This window comes from Ruegeria sp. CDSA079 (assembly GCF_059612245.1).
Genome location: NZ_JBXWQF010000016.1, coordinates 23019 through 45695, shown reverse-complemented (window position 1 = coordinate 45695; position 22677 = coordinate 23019). Strand labels below are relative to the sequence as shown.

Annotated in this window: 18 protein-coding genes; 8 read left to right on the top strand and 10 right to left on the bottom strand. The window is 58.2% G+C overall.

Annotated elements, in window-relative coordinates:
• Nucleotides 1-12 precede the first annotated feature (12 nt).
• The 5 genes from trkA (at nucleotide 13) to AC2FJZ_RS15930 (ending at nucleotide 4898) form a co-directional block, all read left to right on the top strand.
• A complete protein-coding gene (gene trkA / locus AC2FJZ_RS15950; protein ID WP_496672921.1) occupies nucleotides 13-1389 on the top strand; it encodes a Trk system potassium transporter TrkA in 1377 nt (458 codons plus the stop codon).
• Nucleotides 1389-2927, top strand: a complete 1539-nt coding sequence (locus AC2FJZ_RS15945; protein ID WP_050602293.1) for a TrkH family potassium uptake protein — start codon at nucleotides 1389-1391, stop codon at nucleotides 2925-2927. Before trkA ends, AC2FJZ_RS15945 begins: the two co-directional genes overlap by 1 nt.
• A gap of 131 nt (nucleotides 2928-3058) precedes the next feature.
• Nucleotides 3059-3298 carry an RNA chaperone Hfq gene (hfq, locus tag AC2FJZ_RS15940; RefSeq protein WP_005982826.1) on the top strand — a complete coding sequence of 80 codons (240 nt, stop codon included), beginning with the start codon at nucleotides 3059-3061 and terminating at the stop codon, nucleotides 3296-3298.
• A complete protein-coding gene (hflX, locus tag AC2FJZ_RS15935; RefSeq protein WP_496778853.1) occupies nucleotides 3298-4569 on the top strand; it encodes a GTPase HflX in 1272 nt (423 codons plus the stop codon). Before hfq ends, hflX begins: the two co-directional genes overlap by 1 nt.
• A 20-nt stretch (nucleotides 4570-4589) precedes the next feature.
• On the top strand, nucleotides 4590-4898 hold the full coding sequence (locus AC2FJZ_RS15930; protein ID WP_496778851.1) for a putative quinol monooxygenase: 309 nt from the start codon (nucleotides 4590-4592) through the stop codon (nucleotides 4896-4898).
• A 1-nt stretch (nucleotide 4899) separates the two neighbouring features.
• Here the strand turns inward: AC2FJZ_RS15930 and AC2FJZ_RS15925 are convergent, their stop codons facing one another.
• The 4 genes from AC2FJZ_RS15925 to hemB form a co-directional block, all read right to left on the bottom strand.
• A complete protein-coding gene (locus tag AC2FJZ_RS15925; protein WP_050602296.1) occupies nucleotides 4900-5295 on the bottom strand; it encodes a nuclear transport factor 2 family protein in 396 nt (131 codons plus the stop codon).
• A 112-nt stretch (nucleotides 5296-5407) separates the two neighbouring features.
• Nucleotides 5408-7870 carry a penicillin acylase family protein gene (locus AC2FJZ_RS15920; protein WP_496778849.1) on the bottom strand — a complete coding sequence of 821 codons (2463 nt, stop codon included), beginning with the start codon at nucleotides 7868-7870 and terminating at the stop codon, nucleotides 5408-5410.
• Nucleotides 7871-8040: 170 nt separating this feature from the next.
• Complete coding sequence (locus AC2FJZ_RS15915) at nucleotides 8041-8616, bottom strand: lipid-binding SYLF domain-containing protein (protein WP_050602298.1); 576 nt, start codon at nucleotides 8614-8616, stop codon at nucleotides 8041-8043.
• Between the two features lie 145 nt (nucleotides 8617-8761).
• The gene (gene hemB / locus AC2FJZ_RS15910; protein ID WP_496672932.1) at nucleotides 8762-9760 is read right to left on the bottom strand and encodes a porphobilinogen synthase; all 999 of its coding nucleotides are present in this window, start codon (nucleotides 9758-9760) and stop codon (nucleotides 8762-8764) included.
• A 119-nt stretch (nucleotides 9761-9879) separates the two neighbouring features.
• Between hemB and AC2FJZ_RS15905 the strand changes: the two genes are divergently transcribed.
• Nucleotides 9880-10404: a component of SufBCD complex gene (locus AC2FJZ_RS15905; protein WP_496672935.1), complete on the top strand. Its 525-nt coding sequence runs from the start codon at nucleotides 9880-9882 to the stop codon at nucleotides 10402-10404.
• Between the two features lie 21 nt (nucleotides 10405-10425).
• On the top strand, nucleotides 10426-13884 hold the full coding sequence (gene mfd, locus AC2FJZ_RS15900; protein WP_496778847.1) for a transcription-repair coupling factor: 3459 nt from the start codon (nucleotides 10426-10428) through the stop codon (nucleotides 13882-13884).
• A 148-nt stretch (nucleotides 13885-14032) separates the two neighbouring features.
• On the opposite strand, the gene AC2FJZ_RS15895 is transcribed toward mfd, so the two are convergent.
• From AC2FJZ_RS15895 to AC2FJZ_RS15880, 4 genes are all read right to left on the bottom strand, one after another.
• Complete coding sequence (locus tag AC2FJZ_RS15895) at nucleotides 14033-15691, bottom strand: tetratricopeptide repeat protein (protein WP_496778845.1); 1659 nt, start codon at nucleotides 15689-15691, stop codon at nucleotides 14033-14035.
• A gap of 58 nt (nucleotides 15692-15749) precedes the next feature.
• On the bottom strand, nucleotides 15750-16958 hold the full coding sequence (locus AC2FJZ_RS15890; protein ID WP_496778843.1) for a multidrug effflux MFS transporter: 1209 nt from the start codon (nucleotides 16956-16958) through the stop codon (nucleotides 15750-15752).
• A gap of 76 nt (nucleotides 16959-17034) precedes the next feature.
• Nucleotides 17035-17694 (bottom strand): DsbA family oxidoreductase, encoded by a 660-nt coding sequence (locus tag AC2FJZ_RS15885; RefSeq protein ID WP_496778841.1) that lies wholly within the window; start codon nucleotides 17692-17694, stop codon nucleotides 17035-17037.
• Nucleotides 17691-19208 carry a class I adenylate-forming enzyme family protein gene (locus tag AC2FJZ_RS15880; protein ID WP_496778839.1) on the bottom strand — a complete coding sequence of 506 codons (1518 nt, stop codon included), beginning with the start codon at nucleotides 19206-19208 and terminating at the stop codon, nucleotides 17691-17693. Before AC2FJZ_RS15880 ends, AC2FJZ_RS15885 begins: the two co-directional genes overlap by 4 nt.
• A 65-nt stretch (nucleotides 19209-19273) precedes the next feature.
• Here AC2FJZ_RS15880 and AC2FJZ_RS15875 point away from each other — a divergent pair, with 65 nt between their 5' ends.
• A complete protein-coding gene (locus AC2FJZ_RS15875) occupies nucleotides 19274-19897 on the top strand; it encodes a helix-turn-helix domain-containing protein (RefSeq protein ID WP_496778837.1) in 624 nt (207 codons plus the stop codon).
• On the opposite strand, the gene AC2FJZ_RS15870 is transcribed toward AC2FJZ_RS15875, so the two are convergent.
• Together AC2FJZ_RS15870 and AC2FJZ_RS15865 are read right to left on the bottom strand one after the other, a co-directional pair.
• Nucleotides 19886-20125, bottom strand: a complete 240-nt coding sequence (locus tag AC2FJZ_RS15870; RefSeq protein WP_496669685.1) for a hypothetical protein — start codon at nucleotides 20123-20125, stop codon at nucleotides 19886-19888. The genes AC2FJZ_RS15875 and AC2FJZ_RS15870 overlap by 12 nt on opposite strands.
• Before the next feature lie 556 nt (nucleotides 20126-20681).
• Complete coding sequence (locus AC2FJZ_RS15865; RefSeq protein ID WP_496778836.1) at nucleotides 20682-22511, bottom strand: extracellular solute-binding protein; 1830 nt, start codon at nucleotides 22509-22511, stop codon at nucleotides 20682-20684.
• Between the last annotated feature and the right edge of the window lie 166 nt (nucleotides 22512-22677).

The following is a 22677-nucleotide window of genomic DNA, read 5'->3' as shown; positions in this document are numbered from 1 at the left end:
AGGGCCAGAAACATGAAGGTCATCATATGCGGCGCAGGTCAGGTTGGCTGGCAGATTGCGCGGCACCTTTCGGGCGAACTGAATGACGTAACGGTCGTGGACAACAATCCCGACCTCGTGCGCCGAGCGACGGAAACGCTGGATGTGCAGGGCATTGCCGGGTTTGCAAGCTATCCTGACGTACTGGAACGGGCAGGGGCCCGTGACGCCGAAATGATAATCGCTGCGACCCATTCCGACGAGGTGAACATGGTCACCTGTCAGATGGCGCATTCGGTCTTCTCGATCCAACGCAAGATCGCGCGTCTGCGGTCGAAATCCTATCTGGAAGCCATCCATTCGGATCTTTACCGCCGCGATCACTTGCCTATCGATGTGGTGATCAGCCCCGAACGCGAAGTGGCTGCCGCTGCGATGCGCCGCCTGTCTGCCCCGTCGGCCTTTGACACCGAGATTTTCATGGATGGCAAGGCGCAACTGCTGGGCATCAGGGTGGAAGAGGACTGTCCGATCGTGAACACGCCGCTCCGGCAACTGACCGATCTGTTTTCCACGCTCAGTTCGATTGTGGTTGGGGTTCGGCGCGAAGGTACGCTGTTTGCGCCCGAGTCCGAAGATCAGCTGTTCGTGGGTGACGAATGTTACGTCTTTACTAATGTGAAAGACGTGAACCGCACCATGGAGGTGTTCGGCAAAGCCCAGAAGCGTCAGGATCGTATTGTGATTGTTGGCGGTGGTAATGTTGGTTTGGAAGTGGCCAGAACGCTGGAAGAGCGTGAAGGTCGCGTGCGTGCCAAGATCATCGAACGCGACCGTCAATGCGCCGAGATCGCCGCCGAAGCGCTGGAGCGGACAATCGTTCTGCATGGGGATGGGTTGGATTCCGGCTTGCTGAGCGAGGCGGGTATCGACCGGGCCGATGCGATGCTGGCCGTCACGGATGACGACCGCACCAACATGCTGGCCGCCGTGCGTGCCAAGGCCGAAGGCTGTGCGCTGGCGATTGCGCTGATTAACGATCCCAGCATGGTTGCTCTGATGGGGCCGTTGGGCATTGACGCTTATATTAACCCGCGTGCCACCACCGTCAGCTCGATCCTGCGCCATATCCGGCATGGGCGTGTGCGACAGGTTTATTCCATCGGCGATGCCGAGGCCGAAGTGATCGAGGCCGAGGTTCTGTCGACTTCTCCGATGGCGGGGCAGAAGCTGCGGGATATCGATTTCCCCGAAGGTGTGCTGGTGGGTGCCGTGCGCAAAGGGGACGAGGTTCTGCGCCCGACAGGAAGTCTGAGGATCGATGAAAAGGATGTGGTTGCCATCTTTGCCATGGCCAAGGACGTGCCCGAGGTTGAACGCCTGATGCAGGTTTCAATCGATTTCTTCTGATGGAGCGTGCGGGGACACAACAGGTTAGGCTTTTACGGCGACTGCCGTTGTTCCTGCTGATCTGGGCAATCGTGTCTCTGGCCATGTGGATTCCGGCAATCTATGCGCTGGTGCTGGATGATCACAGTACGTCGCGATCATTTCTGTATTCGGGCATTCTGGGCCTGTTTCTGGTCGCTATCATCGCAATGGCGTCGTCCAATCGTATCCCGCGGCGGGGCACTTTGGGGCAGCTGGCGGTGATGTTGGGATGCTTCACTATCCTGCCGATCTTTCTGGCGATCCCATTCCATGACGCGCTTGGCACAACCACGTTTCTGAACGCTTATTTCGATATGGTCAGCGCCCTGACGACCACCGGGGCCGACTTGTTCCCTGATCATAACCGGCTGAGTGCACCGCTGCACCTGTGGCGAGCGCTGGTCGGTTGGATGGGGGGCTTGCTGATGTGGGTCGCGGCCGCCGCGATTCTGGCCCCACTTTCCCTTGGTGGGTTCGAGGTGACAGCAAAAGGGCAGCCTGGGCGTCCGGTGTCAGGCGTCGCGCAAAGCGAGCGCGTGGACCCGCGCGGCCGTTTGCTGCGTGTGGCACGGGCGCTGACGCCGGTATACGCCGGGCTGACCGCGGTGATCTGGGTGCTTCTGCTGATCGCGGGTGAGGCCGGCCTGACGGCTGTCTGCCACGCAATGTCGGTGATGGCCACGTCCGGTATCTCTCCGGTCGGTGGTATGGAAGGGGCGCAGGCCGGGTTTACCGGTGAGGCGATTGTTTTTCTGTTCCTCTTCTTTGCCCTTTCGCGCCTCACCTTTTCGGCGGATACCGCTGCCACCGGGTATTCTCGTTTGGACAGAGACCCCGAGTTTCGTATCGGCCTGTTGATCGTTTTGGCTGTCGCGCTGCTCTTGTTTTTCCGAGTGGTTGCTGGCGTGACCGAAATCGGCGGGCAGATCGCACCGCTTCAGGCTTTGCAGGTGATCTGGGGTATGCTGTTCACCGTGTTGGCCTTCCTGACCACTGCCGGATTTGAAAGTGCGAACTGGAACGATGCGCAGCAATTGTCAGGTCTGGGTACGCCGGGGTTGCTGTTGATGGGATTGGCGCTGATCGGCGGCGGGGTCGCCACCACGGCCGGAGGCGTCAAACTGTTGCGGGTTTTTGCGTTGTATCTGAACGGCGCGCGCGAGATTGATCGCCTGATCTATCCTTCATCCGTCAGCGGTGTCGGGGGCGGTAACCGGCGCATTCAAAGCGACGGGGCTTTTATCGCCTGGATTTTTCTGATGCTTTTTGCGCTGACGCTGGCGGTGTTCAACCTGTTGCTGGCGGCGATGGGATCCGGTTTCGAACAGGCAATGGTGCTGAGTGTAGCCACCCTGACGACAACGGGTCCGTTGATCGAGCTGGCCACGGACGTCCCGATCCGGCTGATTGATCTGTCCGCAGGGGCAAAACTGACACTTTGTGCAGCGATGGTGATCGGTCGTCTGGAAACGCTTGCTATCATTGCCCTGATCACGCCATCGCTGTGGCGGGATTGAACCAAAACGCTCCACCAACGTTATCGCCTTATTTTTCATCTGGAATATCTCTGCGCGGCACTCCATACTCGCCGGGAGGGAGCGCGTTGGTCCGCAGCGCGTAGCAAGAACAATGGCGAGATTATAAAAATATGGCTTCGGACAGACAGAATCTTCAGGATGCCTTCCTGAACAATGTACGGAAAGCTAAGGTTCCGGTAACGATCTTCCTGATCAATGGCGTGAAACTGCAAGGTGTGATCACCTGGTTCGACAATTTCTGCGTATTGTTGCGCCGCGACGGACAGTCGCAGTTGGTATACAAACACGCGATTTCAACCATCATGCCATCACAGCCGATCAACCTGTATGAGGGCGAAGACGCCTCTTGATGGAACATGACCGGAGGCGCACCCGTGCTTGGGTGCTGCATCCCGAAATCAAATCAGATGAACAGCGCCGTGTTCCCGAACCGGCGCTGGCCGAGGCGGTTGCACTGGCCGCTGCATTGCCCGATCTGGATGTGATCGGGTCTGAAATCGTGCGCTTGCAACGCGCCCAGTCGGGGCTTTTGTTCGGCACTGGGAAGATCGAGGAACTGGCCGAGCGACTGCATGACAGTGAAATCGAGCTGGTCTTGATCGATGGTCCCGTTACGCCGGTGCAGCAGCGCAATCTGGAAAAGGCGTGGAAGGTCAAGATCCTCGACCGGACCGGATTGATCCTTGAAATTTTCAGCGATCGTGCCCGCACCCGTGAAGGTGTGCTGCAGGTCGAGATGGCCGCTCTCAGCTATCAACGCACACGCCTGGTCCGGGCATGGACCCACCTTGAACGGCAGCGGGGTGGTTTGGGGTTCGTTGGCGGACCCGGTGAAACCCAGATCGAAGCCGACCGTCGCGCCATTGACGAGCAACTGGTCAGACTGCGCCGTCAGTTGCAGAAAGTGGTCAAGACCCGCACCCTGCACCGGGCTGCACGCGCCAAGGTGCCGTATCCAATCGTTGCCCTTGTGGGCTATACAAACGCAGGCAAATCGACACTGTTCAACCGCCTGACCGGGGCCGAAGTGATGGCCAAAGACATGCTGTTCGCCACGCTGGACCCGACGATGCGACGGGTGCAGTTGCCTGACGGCCCCGAGGTGATCCTGTCGGATACGGTGGGCTTTATCTCGAACCTTCCGACCGAGCTTGTGGCGGCTTTCCGGGCGACCCTTGAGGAAGTTCTGGGCGCGGACCTGATCGTTCATGTACGTGATATCAGCCACGAGGAAACGGATGCACAGGCGCAGGATGTTGAGACCATCCTGACCTCATTGGGTGTCGATGAAGAACGTCCACGGCTTGAGGTCTGGAACAAGATTGACCTGCTTAACCCCGAAAACAAAGAGGCCGCATTGGCGCGGGCTGAACGGGACCCGGCGATATTCTCAATCTCGGCTGTAACGGGCGAAGGCGTTGACGCGCTGTTGGCCGAGATTGCCACGCTCCTTCAGGGGGCACGGCATGAAGTTGTCCTGAACCTCTCTTTCGCCGAGGGTGACAAGCGGGCTTGGCTATTCCGTCAGGACGTCGTCCAGAGCGAGGATCAAACCGAAGACGGGTTCCGTCTGACGGTTTTGTGGACTGACAAACAGGCCGCGCAGTTCACGTCGCTTTGAACAAGACGAGAGGGCTTGGCATGTCAGATGCATTGGACCAACGGGTATTCCTGAATGGCCATATTGACGTGCCGCCCGACCGGCTTGAAGACGTGCGGGCAGCCTTGCCGCTTCACATCGCTCTCACGCGCGCGGAAGAGGGCTGCTTGTCTTTCGAAGTTGTGGAAGATCAGACAACGCCCGGGCGGTTTACTGTGTCAGAGGTGTTTGTGACGCAAGCGGCCTTTGACGCACATCAGGCACGGGCCAAGGCGTCAGACTGGTTTCAGGTCACACAGGGAATACCCCGGAACTACACAATAGAAACGGCTGCGGATCGAGCGCGTTAAGCTATTTGCCGTCAATCTGGTGTTGGTAGTCATCCGCGTCGAACCAGCCCAGCGATGACTTTACAAGATAGTCTGACGTCAATTCCCACTCTTCCCAACCACGCGCGACAACGTGATTGCCAGTTTCGGCGTGGTGCCCTTCTAGGGTCCAAACAAAAATCGCATGAGATCCGGCCCATCGCATCATATCGCAACGGACCTCAAGATCAGGGAAGTCGGCGTAAAAGCCACGAGCCATATCGGCAATCGCTGCGCGCCCTTCTATGGGGTCGCCCCGATTGATCGTGATTTGACCGTCAGGTGCAAAGAAACCGGCAACTGCGTCACCGTCGCCGGAACTCCAGGCAATTGCGTAATCGCGAGCAAGATTATTTAGGACATCTCGAATACTGGCCATATTCGCCCCCCCCCTTTGGTCCCACATAATCGGTGGAATGATCATAGGCGAAAAAGGCGCAAGGTGCCACGACGCCCCGGAAATCGGGGCGAGGAGTTGCCGATTAGGCGGATTATCGCGGGATCAAATTGGTCACGCCAACCGCAGCAGCGCGGGCCAGGTCAAGGTCCAATGACATGGGGATATACTCGCCACGTCGCCATAGCTGCGCCTGATCGTCATAGTAGCGCGACAGGAAGTGCCCGGATTGACCGGTCGCAGTGATAAAGACCGAGCTGTTGGGATCAGCAAAGTCGTAAACCCCGCGATACCCGGCGCCGTGGACATTCTGGAACGGGTCGGGGCCTTCGCCCAAGGTGCGCCCACGCAGCAGCGTGTTGTCACCACCGCTGGTCGACTGGCGGATATTCACGAAATAGCGCAGGACAGGCACGTCACCCAGAACCGGGTGGTCATGTGTGGCTTGATGCGCATCGCCCCAGCGCAGGGATTCCAGTGCGCTGCCATAGCGCTCAGAAATCCAGATCAGGGCGTCATCCAGCGCCAGTCGGGCCATTTCAGTGCACGTCTCAACAGGGGCGCTCTGTCGTACATCGCACCATACGCTTGCTCCGTCGATATCGCGATATACCCGCTCGATGAATAGCGGCTCAACGTGTTTGTATTCGCTGGCCAGAGGTCCAAGCTCATCCGCGATCAGGCGGATCTGAAGGGCGCGCAGCCATGCCGCATAGATCAACGGCTCGGGCAGGTGTTCATTCATCTCACCGTTCCAGTCCGCCAAGAGCGACAAGGCGATCTGGCGCTGTCGTTCTGGTGTGCCCTCGGGGGCCGACGCGCCAGTGAACCATAAATCCGCGCCGATCAATGGCAACAAGGACCGTGCCGTGAAACTGACGGTATCAAGCTGCGCTTCGATAAAGCTGTCGCGGGTATGGACCTCACGGGATTGCATCAGGCGGTCCCAGCGGTGCACGCGCTGTGTATCGCCCCATTCGTAAGACACATGGTTGGGAAAGGGGCGGTCGATAATCTTGTTGTTCGTATTGCCCAGAATGCCGCCGACCGGAGCAACAAATTCGGGATTGTCCGCATAGGGCAGACGGCCCTGCCAGCGATTCACCTCGATCCAGCCGGGTGTCGGAATGCGACCACGGCTTTGGTTTCGCACGTCCCGCGCGGGCATAGCGCCGATCAGCTTCATGCCGATGGTGTTCCGGTCCACTAGCGAAAGGTTCTGCGACGGGGCAATGAATTGCTCGCCCGCCCGGATGGCCTGACGCACGTTATCCGCGTTCATCAGCGCCATGGAAGCGGTCATCGAGGTGTCGCGCGGGCTTAGCGCTGTCCAGGACAGAGACGCCACATGGCCGGGCGGAGTAATAGTTTCCAGCTTGTAATCTGTGCCGGGCAGGACCGGGCCGTTTTCCGTCCAGCGCAGGGTCAGTGTGACGGGCGCTTCATCTTTTATGGCGATGATCGAAGGGCGGGTCTGAAACTCTTTGTAACCGTCAGGGGTCAGGTATTCCTCGGGGTTATCCGGGTTCAACTGCTCAATATGCAGATCCTGATCATCCAGATAAGACGAGGTCAGCCCCCATCCCAAGCGGTCGCTGCGTCCGGTCATGATGGCGGGTACGCCGGGGATCGAAGCCCCGATCACGCCGCCATTTTCCAGGCCGAGATGCGCTAGATACCACACTCCGGGCGCAGTGAAGCCCAGATGCGGGTCGTTGGCCAGCAATGTGCCACCGCTTGCTGACCGCGATGGGGCAGCGGTCCAGGCGTTTGAGGCGCCGGCCAAACCGCGTTTGGGAAGCGGAGAGAGGGAGGTCGCGGGTACATCCGTGCCAGCCGCATAGCGTGGCAGATTGGGGAACAGGGACGCATATTCCGGCAGGGCGGCGATACCAGGTCCGGGGACGTCAGGCAGGATGTCGGCCAGACGCTCGGGGTTGTTCAATATCAAAGAGGTGCGGGCGCGCAGAACCTCATCGGACAGGTGGCCCGACAGTTGCAAGGCCATCAGCTTGATGACCGCAAGGCTGTCACCCGGTTGCCAGGGCGAGACGGGGGCATTGAACAGGAACATTTCAGGCGCACCGCGTCCCAGTGCCTCTTCGTTGATTTCAGTCAGTCTTGCATTGACCCCGGCCGCATAAGCCCCCAAGGCGGTTTTGGTATAGTCATCCTGCACTTCGACCGATCGATGGGCGAGGCCATAAAGGTCAAGCCGCCGCAGCAACTTGTCGATGCGCAGGGTGCGCGGACCAAATACTTCGGACAGGCGGCCTTGCGCGGTACGGCGCATCACGGTCATTTGCCATAGCCGGTCCTGCGCATGGGCGTATCCCAGTCCAAAGAAAACATCCGGATCAGTCTGGCCCAGAATGTGCGGCACGTTGGCCGTGTCGCGCACGATCTCGACCGGGGCGGTCAGGCCGTCAACTTCAAGGGTCTGGTCGTAATCCGGCAGGGATTGGCTGGCCAGGAAATAGACAAGGCCTATCGCGGAGAGGATCAGAAAAATCAGACCCGACGCGATGCGCACCAGCCAGCGGAAAACAAGACCCATTACTGCCCCATATTATCGTTCGGATGAAGGTTGTTCAGAGATTAGAGGATGGTCGGTCGGACCGAAAGAGGAACGCGGCAAGAACCTGCTCGGAAACGCTTATAAATAGTTGCCCCGCCGCAGTGTTGTGCTGCGACGGGGGCCATGTGCGGGGGAAGTGGTAATCCGGTTTATGGAATGATGCGCGTGTATTTTGTGCCTTCGACGGTCGCGCCGAATTTCAGACCGGCCTGACCAAAGACCGCCGCCAGCACCGGTGAACGCAGTGTTGTTGTGTCCGTGGACAAGGAATTCCCAGTTGCGTCAACCACATATCCAATATCGGCGCCCGCTGTCCATCCGCTGGAACGGCGGAAATCGTTTAGCGCATCTTCAGTCATGAAGAACAGGACATGCGCATATTGCTGCGCGCCAAATTGCAGGCCGGCGGATCCGGAAATTGCGGAATAGTAATCGACAGTCGCCCCGTTGATGCGCAGCGCGCCTTGGCCGTAGGCACCCCCAAAGATGATCAATCCGGCGTCGGTGATCAGGGGCATAACCAACATCCCGTTGGCTTTGTTTGCGATCTCAACCGTGTTGGGATATTTCGCGTACATCTCCGTCAGCGTGGCGTCGACGCGGGCGTCGATTGATGCCGCGTTCGAATTGCCGACGCCGTTGCCGCAGGCGGTTGTCAGGGTCAGACCTGCCATGCCAAAGGCAAAGCCGCGACGGCTCAGTCGGGGGGAAGGGGAACTGCTCATGGTTTTTATGTCTCTGTAACTGTGCCTGATGTTGTCGGGTTATCCCGATCTTGTTGGCAAGGATACGCCGATTAGGGTCATGTGTCACGGGAAAGCTGCCCGACAACGCGGATTCGTCGGCGAAAAATTGCGACTCTTTGGGGTTTTAGCCCTGAAGGATGCGCGCAACCTGCGGCGAGAAATAGGTCAGAATGCCGTCGCATCCGGCGCGCTTGAAGGCCAGCAGACTTTCTAGCATCACCTTGTCGCCATCAATCCAGCCATTCTGCGACGCCGCCTGAATCATCGCGTATTCGCCGGATACCTGATAGGCATAAGTCGGCGCGCCAAAGCCGTCTTTCACCCGGCGGCAAATATCCAGATAAGGCATCCCCGGTTTGATCATCACCATATCCGCGCCCTCGGTCAGGTCGCGCTCGATCAGGCGCAACGCTTCGTCCGAGTTGGCCGGGTCCATCTGATAGGTCTTCTTGTCACCGGTCAGCGCGCCCGAAGCGCCGACCGCGTCCCGGAAGGGGCCATAAAAAGCGCTGGCATACTTTGCAGCATAGCTGAGGATCATCACGTTGTGATGGCCCGCGTGTTCCAGTGCGCGGCGCATTTCTCCGATCCGGCCGTCCATCATATCTGACGGGCCGATAATATCTGCACCGGCATCGGCCTGAGCGAGAGTCATCTTGACCAATGCCTCGACGGTCTGATCATTCACGATCTCTCCGTCGACAACATACCCGTCATGGCCATTGATGTTGTAGGGATCCAGCGCCACATCGGTCATCACCGCAATATCCGGAGCCGCCGCCTTTATCGCCCGGATCGCCCGATTCGACAGGTTGTCGGGGTTCCAGGCTTCGGCACAGTCTTCAGTTTTCAGCGCAGAATCCGTGTAGGGAAAGATGCAAATCGCGGGGATTCCAAGCGCTTGCGCCTCGACCGCGGCTTTGGCAATCCTATCCACCGACCGGCGCACCACGCCCGGCATCGAGGGCACCGGTTCTTCAATTCCTTCACCATCGCGCACAAAGACCGGCCAGATCAGATCGTCAGTGGTCAATGTGTTTTCGCGCACCAGTCCACGAATTGCCTCGGATTGACGGGCCCGCCGAAAGCGAGTCAGGGGAAAGGGGGCAATGGTCGGTTTCATGGCGTGTTCTCCTTGAACATTCCAGCATTGGGTGGCATGAATTTACAAAGGTCTCAAGGGTATCAATGGACGCGTCGCCGCGATATACCCCCCTGAGTTGTTTGAATAAAGGGTTGGGTTTGGACTGGTATTCTTCGATCTTTGAATTCATCGACATGCGCAGCTTTTCGAATCTGTGGTACTGGATTGTACTGGCGGTGGTCTGGTCGTCAGCCAGCCATTGGGTGATGGGTATCCCGTATGACCTGGTGGTGCGTGCGCGACGGATTGGCGGTCAGGTTGAGGTCGATCTTCTGGACATCGTGCGCATCCACACGAACCGGATATTGCTGATCGTCGACATGTCGGGCACTATCCTTCTGGCGTTTGTGTGTTTCTTACTCACCGGTTTGGCAACGCTGGGCTTTTATTACGAAGTTGAATTTGCCCAAGCGGTGTTTTTGTTGATGTTCCCGATGACATTGGTTCTGCTAGTGAACATTTCGCAGGCACGACGCCTGCGGCGGCAAGAGCTAACGCTTGAGACCGTTTCCAAGACCATTTCCCGCTGCAGGCTATATACCCAGATCATCGGCATGATCTCGATACTGGTCACTTCGTTCTGGGGCATGTATCAGAACATTTCGATTGGTGTTCTTGGGTAGCAAAATCTGAAAGGCGAGGCGATGAAGGCTCCGAACCACGTGACAGTTGGCGGCGCCCCTGAAGGGTTTGACGCACAGCTTGTGCTGAACGAAATCGCCCGCAGCGATGGGCCAGTGGCCCATGTCGCACGTGATGACAAACGGATGGAAGCGATGCGTGCTGCGCTGGCCTTCTTTGCCCCCGACATGCCGGTCTTTGTGTTTCCGGGTTGGGATTGCCTTCCTTATGACCGGGTCTCGCCGAATGCGGATATTTCGGCGGCAAGGGTGGCCACGCTGGCGGCATTAGTCCACCAGATGCCGAAGAAGTTCGTATTGCTGACCACGCTCAATGCCGCCACCCAACGCGTGCCGGCGCGCGAGGTTTTGCGCGAGGCGGCGTTTACCGCCCGTGTTGATCAGCGCATCGATGAGACCGCGCTCAGGAATTTTCTGGTGCGCATGGGGTTCACTCAAAGTCCCACGGTGATGGAGCCCGGCGACTATGCCATTCGCGGTGGCATCATCGACATCTTTCCTCCCGGAGAATCCGGCCCCGTTCGCCTGGACCTGTTCGGCGACGTTCTGGACGGCGCGCGCCGCTTTGATCCGGTTTCTCAGCGTACAACCGAGAAGCTGGATGTGGTTGAGCTTGCGCCTGTGTCCGAGGTCATTCTGGACGAGGCCGCCATCACCCGATTCCGCCAGAACTATCGCATCGAATTTGGCGCGGCCGGCACAGATGATCCTCTCTACGAAGCGGTCAGCGCGGGTCGTAAGCACCAGGGCATTGAACACTGGCTGCCGTTTTTTCACGACAAGCTTGAGACGCTGTTTGACTATCTGCCGGACGCCACGATTACCGTAGATGATCAGGTCACGCCTGCGCGATTGGCGCGGTGGGACACGATTGCTGATCAGTATGAAACCCGGCGTCTGGCACTGGAAAACCGATCCCGAATGGATACGGTTTACAAACCCACCCCCCCGGGTCTGTTGTATCTCGATGATACCGCTTGGGAGGCGGCGGTCGCAGATCGCCGGGTGATGCAGTTCAACCCCTTGCCGCAGGCCACTGGCCCCGGAGTCATTGGCGCGGGTGGCCGGATCGGGCGTAACTTTGCCCCGGAACGCCAGCAGGAAAACATCAGCCTGTTCGGCGCTTTGGCCAGCCACATCACAGCCAAGCTCGACAAAGGCCCGGTGCTGATCGCCTCTTATTCAGAAGGCGCGCGCGAACGTCTGACCGGTCTGATCGAGGATGAAGGTCTGGCCGAGGCCATACCTGTGTCCAATGGTACCCGCATCGGCAAGCGTGGTTTGCATTTGGCCGTCTGGGCGCTGGAGCATGGGTTTGAAACCCCGGGCCTGACGGTCATTGCCGAACAGGATGTTCTGGGTGATCGCCTGATCCGCCAACCCAAGAAGCGCCGCAAAGCTGAAAACTTCCTGACAGAAACGCAATCGCTCACTCCAGGCGATCTGGTTGTGCATGTGGACCACGGGATCGGTCGCTACTTGGGGATGGAGGTCGTCACCGCAGCTGGTGCCGCTCATGAATGCCTGCTGTTGGAATATGCCGAGCGGGCCAAGCTGTACCTGCCGGTGGAGAACATCGAGCTTCTGTCGAAATACGGCCATGACGAAGGGCTGTTGGATCGTTTGGGTGGCGGCGCGTGGCAGGCCAAGAAAGCCAAGCTGAAAGAGCGCATTCGGGAGATGGCGGATAAGCTGATCCGCATCGCGGCGGAACGCGCCCTGCGAAAAGCCCCGGTCATAGACCCGCCACCCCACGCGTGGGAGGAGTTCAGCGCGCGCTTCCCGTATCAGGAAACCGACGACCAGTTGCGCGCGATCTCGGATGTAATGGAAGACATCCATTCAGGCGCACCGATGGATCGCTTAATCTGCGGCGATGTGGGCTTTGGCAAGACCGAGGTGGCGATGCGCGCCGCCTTTGTCGCCTCCATGTCGGGCGTTCAGGTGGCCGTCGTCGCGCCAACAACCCTGTTGGCGCGCCAGCACGCGGCAAGTTTCAAGGAACGGTTCCGTGGCTTCCCGCTGGAGGTGCGGCAACTGTCGCGTTTTGTTTCCGCGAAAGAGGCGCAGCAAACCCGCGATGGTCTCGCACGCGGCACTGTGGACATCGTGATCGGTACCCATGCGCTGCTGGCCAAGGGCATCCGTTTCAACAATCTGGGTCTGCTGATCATCGATGAAGAACAGCATTTTGGTGTGGGCCATAAAGAACGGCTGAAGCAACTGCGCAGCGACATCCACGTTCTGACTTTGACCGCGACCCCAATTCCACGGACACTGCAATTGTCTCTGACCGGCGTGCGCGATCTGTCGATCATCGGCACGCCGCCCATCGACCGGCTTGCGATACGTACCTATGTCAGCGAGTTCGATGCGGTCACGATCCGAGAGGCGCTGCTGCGTGAACACTATCGTGGCGGTCAGAGTTTTTATGTTGTGCCCCGCATCTCGGACTTACCTGAAATCGAAGACTTCCTGAAAAGCCAACTGCCGGAACTGACTTATGTGGTCGCCCATGGTCAGATGGCGGCGGGCGAGCTCGACGACCGCATGAACGCGTTCTACGACGGCAGGTATGATGTGTTGCTGGCCACGACCATTGTCGAAAGCGGGCTGGATATTCCCACCGCAAACACCATGGTCGTGCACCGGGCGGATATGTTCGGACTGGCGCAGCTCTATCAGATCCGGGGTCGGGTGGGGCGTTCGAAAACGCGTGCCTATGCATACCTGACCACCAAGCCACGCCAGAAACTGACCGCGACTGCCGAGAAACGCCTGCGGGTTCTGGGGTCGCTGGACACACTGGGGGCCGGGTTCACACTGGCATCTCAGGACTTGGATATCCGTGGTGCGGGCAACCTGCTGGGCGAGGAACAGTCCGGCCAGATGCGCGATGTAGGCTATGAGCTTTACCAGTCGATGCTGGAAGAGGCGATTGCCAAGATCAAAGCGGGTGAGATGGAGGTGCTGTCAGATGCAGACGATCAATGGGCCCCGCAGATCAACCTGGGCGTGCCGGTTCTGATCCCCGAAGACTACGTTCCCGATCTGGATGTGCGCCTGGGTCTTTATCGTCGTTTGTCATCGCTCTCGACCAAGGTTGAACTGGAGGGTTTTGCTGCCGAGTTGATTGATCGGTTCGGGAAGTTGCCGAAAGAGGTCAACACGCTGATGCTGGTCGTTCGCATCAAGGCCATGTGCAAACGCGCCGGAATTGCCAAACTGGACGGTGGCCCGAAGGGCGCGACGATCCAGTTCCACAATGACAAGTTTGCTTCGCCTCAGGGGTTGGTCGAATTCATCCAGAACCAACGGGGCATGGCCAAGGTCAAAGACAACAAAATCGTGGTGCGTCGTGATTGGAAAAAGGACAACGACAAAATCAAAGGTGCCTTTGCTATTGCGCGCGACCTTGCTGAGAAAGTGATCGCAGAAAAGAAAAAGGCCAAGGCTGGTTGAGATGGCGGTAGGGGGCTCTGCCCCCGCTGCGCGTCCCGCGCATCTCCCCCGGGATATTTGCGGCCAGATGAAGAAGTGGATCCCTGCTTCATCTGGCTAAAAATATCCCCGCCGGAGGCATCGCGCGGCAGCGCGATTTTAAATCACTTCACTCACGCATTGCAGCCTGCGCGCAGAAACAGGACGCTGCAACCGCCCGATCTGCCCGGGCCAGAGCCAGATCCAGGCGTTGTTTGATCTGCAGGATTTCAACACCTTCCCCACGGGCTTTGAGACAATCGTGCAGCCCCTTCAGGCTCCACACGTTGTCGGGATGGATTGAAGCGCGGCTTAGGGAGCCGCCAAGGCCAAGATCTTCGCGATAAACAGCCTCTGCTTCTGCCACGTGACCTTGTTCGAACAGCAACGCGCCAAGCGCGTGGCGGGTGGGCTGCATCCAACCCCATGGTTCGTCATAGGGCAGGGTATCGTCCAGTTCGACCGAGCGACGCAGATGAGCAAAGGCGATTTCGAAGTTTCCCTTGCGATATTCGATCTCGCCGCGCAGCATTTCCCGCGCAATCTCGAGCAAGTCGATCACGCGATTATTGTGCAGCCTGCGGGTTTCGGGGACGCATTCTTTGGCTGCAAGAAACAGGTTTTCTTCAGCTTCGGCACGGGCAGTATCGCCGGTTGCGGCATGAGCGATTGCCCGGGCGTAGTGGGTCGTGGCCGTCAGTGTTCGATACAGGTCCGGATCGGAGGGCAGATCCAGCGCCTTGGCCTTTTCCCACCGGCCAAATCGGATCAGGATATGCGGTCCCATGGACATGTAGCTTTCAAAGTAATCCGCCATGGGCGGGCTTTCGATACGCAGCATTTCTTCGGGCGTCGTATCCCACAGGCCCTGATTGGCGCGCAGGGCGGGTTCGATCTGTCCCAGAAACAGTGCGCCGTAGATTGCGAAGTGATAGTTGTGTTGGCGGTAGCCGGTGTAGATGTTGAACGCGCCTTCGCGTTCGTAATACTTCAGGTCGGCTTCCGAGGCTTTCTGGTTCCAGTGCACCACATTGTGGAAATGGCCACACAGCACATCAATGTGCGTTGGCATATGCACCAGATGCCCCGCATCCGGTACCAGCGTGCGCAGAACATCCCCAGCTTTCAGCGCCTTTTCCGGCGTGGGCGACATCTCCATCAGGTGGACATAAAGATGCAACAGGCCGGGATGTGACATGGCGGCGGCATCGTTGGCCATCGCCCATTCCAGCGCCTCTTGGGCTTCAAGCGTGGCTGCGCCTTCGGCGGGTTGGCCGGTTTTCAGATCCCACATCTTCCAGGGTGTCAGATTCAGCAGCGCTTCGACATAGATTGTGCGCAGGTCGAGGGAACCGGGCTGTGCCGTAAATGCTGCGCGCATCGCGTCAGCGAAATCGTGATCCCACTGATGCATATTCTCGGTCTGATCCCTCTGCGGGTACCGCGCGGGTAGCGCCTGGATCAGCGCCTGCTCAACGGGCGAGCAACCTTCAGCCAACTTCAGCGCGTTTTGCGTTGCATCATATGCCAGCGCCAGTGCTTTGCCGCGACCACGCTCATCCTGCAAATCCCAAGGCAGGTTGTAATTGGGACCCGCCGCATAGGCCACGCCCCAATGGGCCATGGCGCATTGGGGGTCATGCTCGACTGCGCGTTGAAAACAGACGACGGCTTCTTCGTGGTTATATCCATAGGTCCAGTTCAGGCCTCGATCGAACCACAGTTGCGCCTCGGGATCGGACGTGGAAACAGGGCAGGTGTAGCTGCCCAGATCGTAATAGTCACGCATTGGAAATCCTCCCTTCGGCCTGGGCCGAGGGTAGCGTGTTTCCAACATGTTGCCCAGATCAGGCGGGCAGGTGTTCCTCGACGCGACCCATATGAAGCATCAGGCCAAAGGCCAGGATACACATGGTCAGGATGCCAAATGTCAAAGGTACGATGGAGCCATCAAACAACAATCCGATTGGTGCGGCTATGGCCGCAGCCAGTACCGTTGAAATCGATCCGATGACCGAGGCTGCCATTCCGGCAATATGCCCCATTGGTTCCATTGCGATGGCGTTCAGGTTGCCCAACGTTACACCAGCCATGAAAAACACCATGGTCTGCCAGAAAACAAACAGCGCAAATGAGGCGTCTGGCGAAAGGTGCGAGGCGCTTAGTGTCATCACAAAGGCGGTGATCAGGATTTGTCCCCCCAGTGCCCAGGTCACCATCCGGCGCATGCCCACGCGCACGACAAGTGCCGCGTTGAGCAAGCTGGCCGACCCGGACATCAGTGCCACAAACCCAAACCAGAACGGAAAGCTCTCGGCGCGGTCATGAACTATGTCATAAACCGGCTGAACCATCGTTAGCATAGTGAACAATACCCCCATACACAGGGTCTGAACCATGATCGAAAGGCGGACGGTCGGATGGGCAAACATTTCTTTCGTGGCCGAGAGCATCAGCGGAAAGCGGAAGGGACGACGGTTTTCGCGTGCCAGGGATTCCGGTAGGCGAACGCCCATCCAAGAGATGATGACCAACGCAAACAGAATGAAAGACACAAAGATCCCGCGCCAGCCAAACAGGGCGATCACACCTGCGCCCAGCATCGGCGCGGCTGCTGGTACCAATGTGAAGATCATCATCGCAATCGAGATGATCCGCGCCATTTCGCGACCCGAATACAAGTCGCGAATGATCGCCATGGCCACCACGCGTGGGCCAGCCGCGCCCAGCCCCTGAACCACACGTGCGATCAGTACTAGTTCCAGTGACGAACTGGCCCAGGCAACTGCTGAGGCCACGATATAGAGGGCCGCGCCGCCGTAAATAACTGGTTTGCGTCCCAGAGCATCTGAGAGAGGGCCGGTAAAAAACGTTCCGATCCCCATCCCCAACACAAACGAGGTCAGGATCAGTTGCGCCCGATTGACATCATCGGGGCTGAGCTGCGCGCCGATTTCTGGCAGGGCGGGCAGCATTGAATCGATCGAAAAGGCGATTGTGGCGAACATCATTGCAATCAGCGCAATGAATTCTGCCTTCGACATGCGGTCGGCCATGAAGAACTCCTAACCCGTTCGCGCTATCACGGCGGATCAGGTTAGACCAGACTGGAAATTCGCACAGACCTCTGTGCTATTCTGCAGGGGAAGCTTCAATCTGAGACATGATCTCGGTGATCACTTTTTCCCACATCTCAGGGGGTTGCGCACCGGGAACAGCGTGTTGGTTGGCCACGATGTAGGTGGGAACCGAGCTGACGCCCATCTGGCGAGAATGCGTGTCCCGGTTGCGAATGTCTTCGCGGTCGGCGTCAGATTTCAGTAGCTTCAAAACCACGGCAGCGTCCATTCCAGCGCTGTCGGCGATGTCGGACAGAACTTCGTGGTCGCCGATGTCACGGGCTTGCACAAAATAAGCGTCGAACAGGGCATCGACGACAGCGTTCTGTTTGTTTTCAATCCCGGCCCAATGGATCAGCCGATGTGCATCCAGCGTGTTGGGAGTGCGCTTCATGCCTTCGAAGTCGATCTTCAGGCCCGCATTTTCCGCATTTTTCACCACAGGGGCATAGGCTTTTACAGCGCCGTCCTTGCCGCCGAATTTGCGCTCAAGATATTCGCGCCGATCCATGCCTGCATCCGGCATGTCCGGGTTCAGCTGAAACGGATGCCATTCGATGACAAAGGGATGATCCGGAACATTGGCCAATGCCTTGTCCAGATGCGTTTTGCCGATATAGCACCACGGGCAGATCGGATCGGACAGGATGTCGAGCTTGACGGTCTGGGTCATTTGGTTGGTGCCTCGAAATAGGCCGGCAACGCCCGGCGCAGGAGTTTGCCATTGCCGCCAGTTGGCAGGGCAGGCAGGTGGATGAAGGCACGCGGTTGCTTGTAGCGGGCCAGATTGGCCTCGACATAGGCCCGCAAGGCCGCATCGTCCAGCTTTTCCGGACCGGTATAGAAGGCCGCTATCACAAATGTGTCCGGTTTGACCTCGACCGCCGCGGCGCCGACCTGCGTGATGCCTGGAAAGCGGGACAGCGTGGCTTCGACCTCGACCGGGGACACGCGATAGCCACCTGCGTTCATCATATCATCATCGCGGCCCAGATAGCTGATCTGGCCGTCCACCGCCATCGCGCCCTGATCTCCGGTCAGAAACCAATCGCCGTGCATCCGCGCGTCAGCTTCGTCGGGCGCGTTGAGATAGGTCAGCATCAATCCGGGGTCCGAGCGGTGAATGGCGATGGTGCCTTCCTGTCCTTGCGGCACCGGGCCGTCTGAACCCAGGATGGTCACACGCCGCCCCGGTTGCGGTTGCCCCAACGCGTCGCCACGCGCGGGGTGGGACGGGCTGGAAGAGATAAAGGTCGAGCATTCGGACATGCCGTAGGCTTCGAACAGGTCGGTTCCGGTGGTTTTGACCCATTTCTCGTGCAAAGGGCGCGACAGTTTCTCACCCGCGCACAAGCCGTGGCGCAGGTCAGGCAATTCCATCTGCTCGGACCCTTGAAGCATCTTGCGATAGACACCGGGGGCAGCGGCAAAGATCGTAGCGCGATGCTGGCGCAGCAAGGTGGGCAGGGCGTCGATATTGGTGCCTGGTTCCGGGATCAGGGCTGTTGCGCCAATGGTCCACGGGTCCATCAATCCGGTGCCCAGCGTATAGGTCCAGTTGAACGCGCCCGCGTGGCACAACCGGTCGCTCTCTTGCAGACCATACCAGCCATCGACCATCATTTGCCGCGCCCAGATCGCCCGGTGGGCATGGGCCACGGCGCGTGGCTTGCCCGAGGTTCCGGACGTGTAGACCACGTAAGCCATCCGCTCGGGATCGCCCATATCAAACACAGCGGATGGCAGGTTGCGCATGGCTGTAAGTGCATCCAGCTTGATTTGCCTGGGATGTGACGCGCAGGTGACGTCGGGATCGCGCAGAATGACCGCCGGAGACAGATCTTCGATCATTTTGGCGGTTTCGGGCTCCGTCAGTTGCGACGATGTCGGCACAGGTACGATACCCACGGCTATTGCGCCAAGGTAGGCGATGGGGAAGTCGACTGTATTTCCCAGCCGCATCAATGCGATATCGCCGGGTTTCAGACCGGCTTGCAGCAACCCTGCGCCGGTGCCCAATACCGCGGACTTCAGGTCGCGATAGCTCCAGTTTTGCACCTCGGTTGTACGCAGAACAGACAGGGCAACCTTGTCTGCGAGGCGATCCGCCTGACCCAGAACATGAGCGGCCAGGTTGAAGGGCGTGGGGCAGGGCGCAGGCGCCCCCTGATCGAAGATGGACAACATGTCCTCTGGCTATCGCGGAGCTTGCTGCGTTGCAAGCGCGGCGGACCGGGCCTATAGAGAGGGGCATGAGCACTCAAGATCCCAAATCTCTGATCCGAATTGCCCGTGGCTCAGGTGATCATACCGAAGTCGAGCCGCTGGACCTTGGTGCGCGCGTGCGTGAGCTGCGCAAGGCGCGGAAATGGACGTTGGAGCAGGCCGCCACTCAAGCCGGATTGGCGCGTTCGACGCTCAGCAAGATCGAAAACGGGCAGATGTCGCCCACATATGATGCGCTCAAGAAACTGGCTATCGGTCTAGAGATTTCAGTACCGCAGCTCTTTACGCCGCCGCAGCGCGATCAGGTGATAGGACGGATGGCCGTGACCCGCACCGGCGAAGGAGCGGCCCATGCCACGACAACTTATGAACACGAGCTGCTGGCCGAGACGCTGACCAAAAAGCAGATGTTGCCTTATCGCGCTCGGGTCCGGGCGCGGTCGATGGACGAATTTGAAGGCTGGGTGCGCCATGATGGTGAGGAGTTCATGTATGTCCTAACTGGCGTCGTGCGGCTTTATACCGAGTTTTATGAACCGGTCGAAATGCGTAGGGGCGACAGCGCCTATTACGACGGCAGCATGGGGCACAACGTCATGTCCGTCAGCGACGAAGACGCGACGATCCTTTGGGTTACATCACTTGCGTAACGACGCGTGGGTGAATTCGCGGTTCAGGCCCTCTGTAAACAGAAAATCTTCAACCTCTTCATGCGCCTCGTTTATGGTCAGTTGGTGACGTTCTGCCAGATAGGCTTCGAACCTCTTTCGATCCTTTGCGACACGCATCATGTCCTGATCCCGCAAGTTCGGAAAGCGCCGTTTCGCACGCGCGTAGGCTGCGCTCCAGTCTTGTGTAAGATCTGTCCAGTTCATCATCAATGAGCTTTCCTTTTGTGGTCATTAGGACTGCTCTCCCCCGAAATAGCGTACGGAAACGTTGCCGTTTGGTAAGACATGACAAAATGTCGCACCTCTGGATTGGGTCATTTGACGGGGAATGTGCCCGCTGCGAAACCTCCGCAACGGGCGAGTGGGCCAAGACTTGGTGTGAGTGGTGGTAGGCCCGAATATCCAGCAACCGGCAAGACCAGACAGAGTCTAGTGCGTTGAAAGTAAGGAAAAAAGTCTATCTGCGTCTAACCTGTGCTGTATGCCGTATACACAAGTCTTGATCGCCAACCAAAGGTTTTCGCAAGATTTCGCGCATTCGCTATCCCGGGGTGATGGATTTCTCAGCGCATTGGACGTGGCGAAAGTGTTCACGCGATTTCTTGTGTTGATAGCGCGACTTGTCAGCATTCCCGTACCGGCGCAGTGGAACCGGTTTTTTTGGGTCTGCAATCAGCAGGAAATTGCCTAAATCACATCCGCTTTGGTGAACCTCTCAGGAACCCGACCGGGGTCATGCCGACCCCGGTCGCTGTGTGTGGTCTTAATTGGCCTCGTACCACCAGACCTCGGGCATGTATTGAGGGCCGTCGCCGTAGATGGGTAAAGTGTCGGGAAACTTGAGCTCGCGGGCATGTGCAATGCGCCCGACATCAAAGCTCCAGATCGGGATGACATAGCGGCCTGCGGTCAGGACGCGGTCCAGTGCGCGGGTGGCCGTGGTGAAGTCTTCGCGCGTTTCCGACGCCAGCATGGCATCGATCATCGCATCAACAGCGGGCGAGGACACGCCCATCAGGTTGCGTGTGCCTGGTGTGTCAACAAACTCACTGCCCCAGTAGAATCTCTGTTCATTGCCCGGAGACAACGACAGGGCGCGGCGGAATGGCGTCATGTCGAAATCAAGTTCGTTCATGCGCGAGGTGTACTGCGCGTCATCGACCTTTTCGACCACCAGTTCAATGCCAAGCCGTTTCAGCGCGCCAGCGTAAATCTCGGCGATCGTGGTGACATCCTGCACAACATTCAGACTGCCCTGGCTGATCACCATTTCAATCCTAAACGGGCGGCCTTCAGTGTTTTTCAGCACGCCATCCTGAACGGTCCATCCCGCATCTTCCAGAAGCTTGACCGCCTTGCGAATGTTGCGTCTGTTCCGTTCCGAGCCGTCGCCTTGCGGCAACTCGTACCCTTCCAGCGTGCCGGGTGTCAGGTCTGCCTCAAATGGCTCCAGCAAAGCACGCATCGGTTCGCTTGCCGGTCCCGGTTGCATCGCCAGATCAGAGCCAGAGAAGTATGAAGAAATACGCGGCTGTGCGCCGCCTGTGACTGTGTCGTTGATAAACTCGAAATTGAAGGCAAGGGTCAGTGCCTCGCGCACCCGCCAGTCGTCCAGGGGTGGTTTGCGGGTATTCATCACAAAACCGGTCATCCCGGACGGTTTGCCATGGGGGATCTCAGTCTTGATCACGTCCCCGCGCTGAACGGCGGGGAAGTTGTATTGCTTGTTCCATTTGTCGGCGTTAAATTCGCGCACCGCCGAAAGCTCACCGGCTTTGAATGCCTCAAACGCGACAGAGCCATCCCCGTAGAACTCGATCCGCAAGTCATCGAGGTTCATGGTGCCGCGGCGAAACGGGACATCCTTACCCCAATAATCCGGGTTGCGACGCAGGTTCACATAGCGGCCTGCCTCGTAGCTATCGATCACATAAGGGCCGGTGCCGATTGGAATATCCTGCAACTTGGCGTTTGCAAAATCCTTCCCTTCCCATTGCGCCTTTTGCAGGATCGGGCGCATCCCGGCCAGCAAAGCCAGTTCGCGATCCGGTTCGTTGAACGAGATCCGAACCGAGCGTGGGCCAGTCTGTTCAATGCTGTCGATTTTGCCCCACAGCCCGCGATAGCGCAGATGACCTTCGGTCCCGAGGGTTTCATAGGACCAGATCACATCCCCGACCGTAACGGGGCTGCCGTCGGAAAAACGCGCCTCTTCGCGCAGGGTGAATTCGACCCAGGACCGGTCTGGTGCAGCCTCAACTGATTCGGCTAACAGCCCGTAAAGCGTAAAAGGTTCGTCCCAGGACCGCCCCATCAGGCTTTCATGGGTCCAGAACGGCAATTGCCACGGAGAGGTGCCTTTTTGCAAAAACGGGTTCAAGCTGTTATAGCCGCCGGTATTTCCGAACACGGCTTTGCCGCCTTGGGGCGCATCCGGGTTGGCATAAGGGAGGGACACAAAATCCGGTGGTAGGGCCGGGTCCCCATACATAGCTATGCCATGAGACGATTCTGCATGGGCGACAGACATAAGAAAAACGCTGGCGATTCCCGCCGCAAATGGTCGAAACGGTCGGAGAAAATCCGGGCTCATTTTGGAAACAATCCTGCTCTGGCCTTATTTTGTTGGAGATCACCGTAGTGATGATTTTTCTTATTATCAAACTTTTAGCTTGGACGAAGGCACAGAATTGCTTATAAAGGTCTTACTGCTCGATAGGTTTCTTGCCTGTATGAAACCTGCCTCAATAACTTAACGC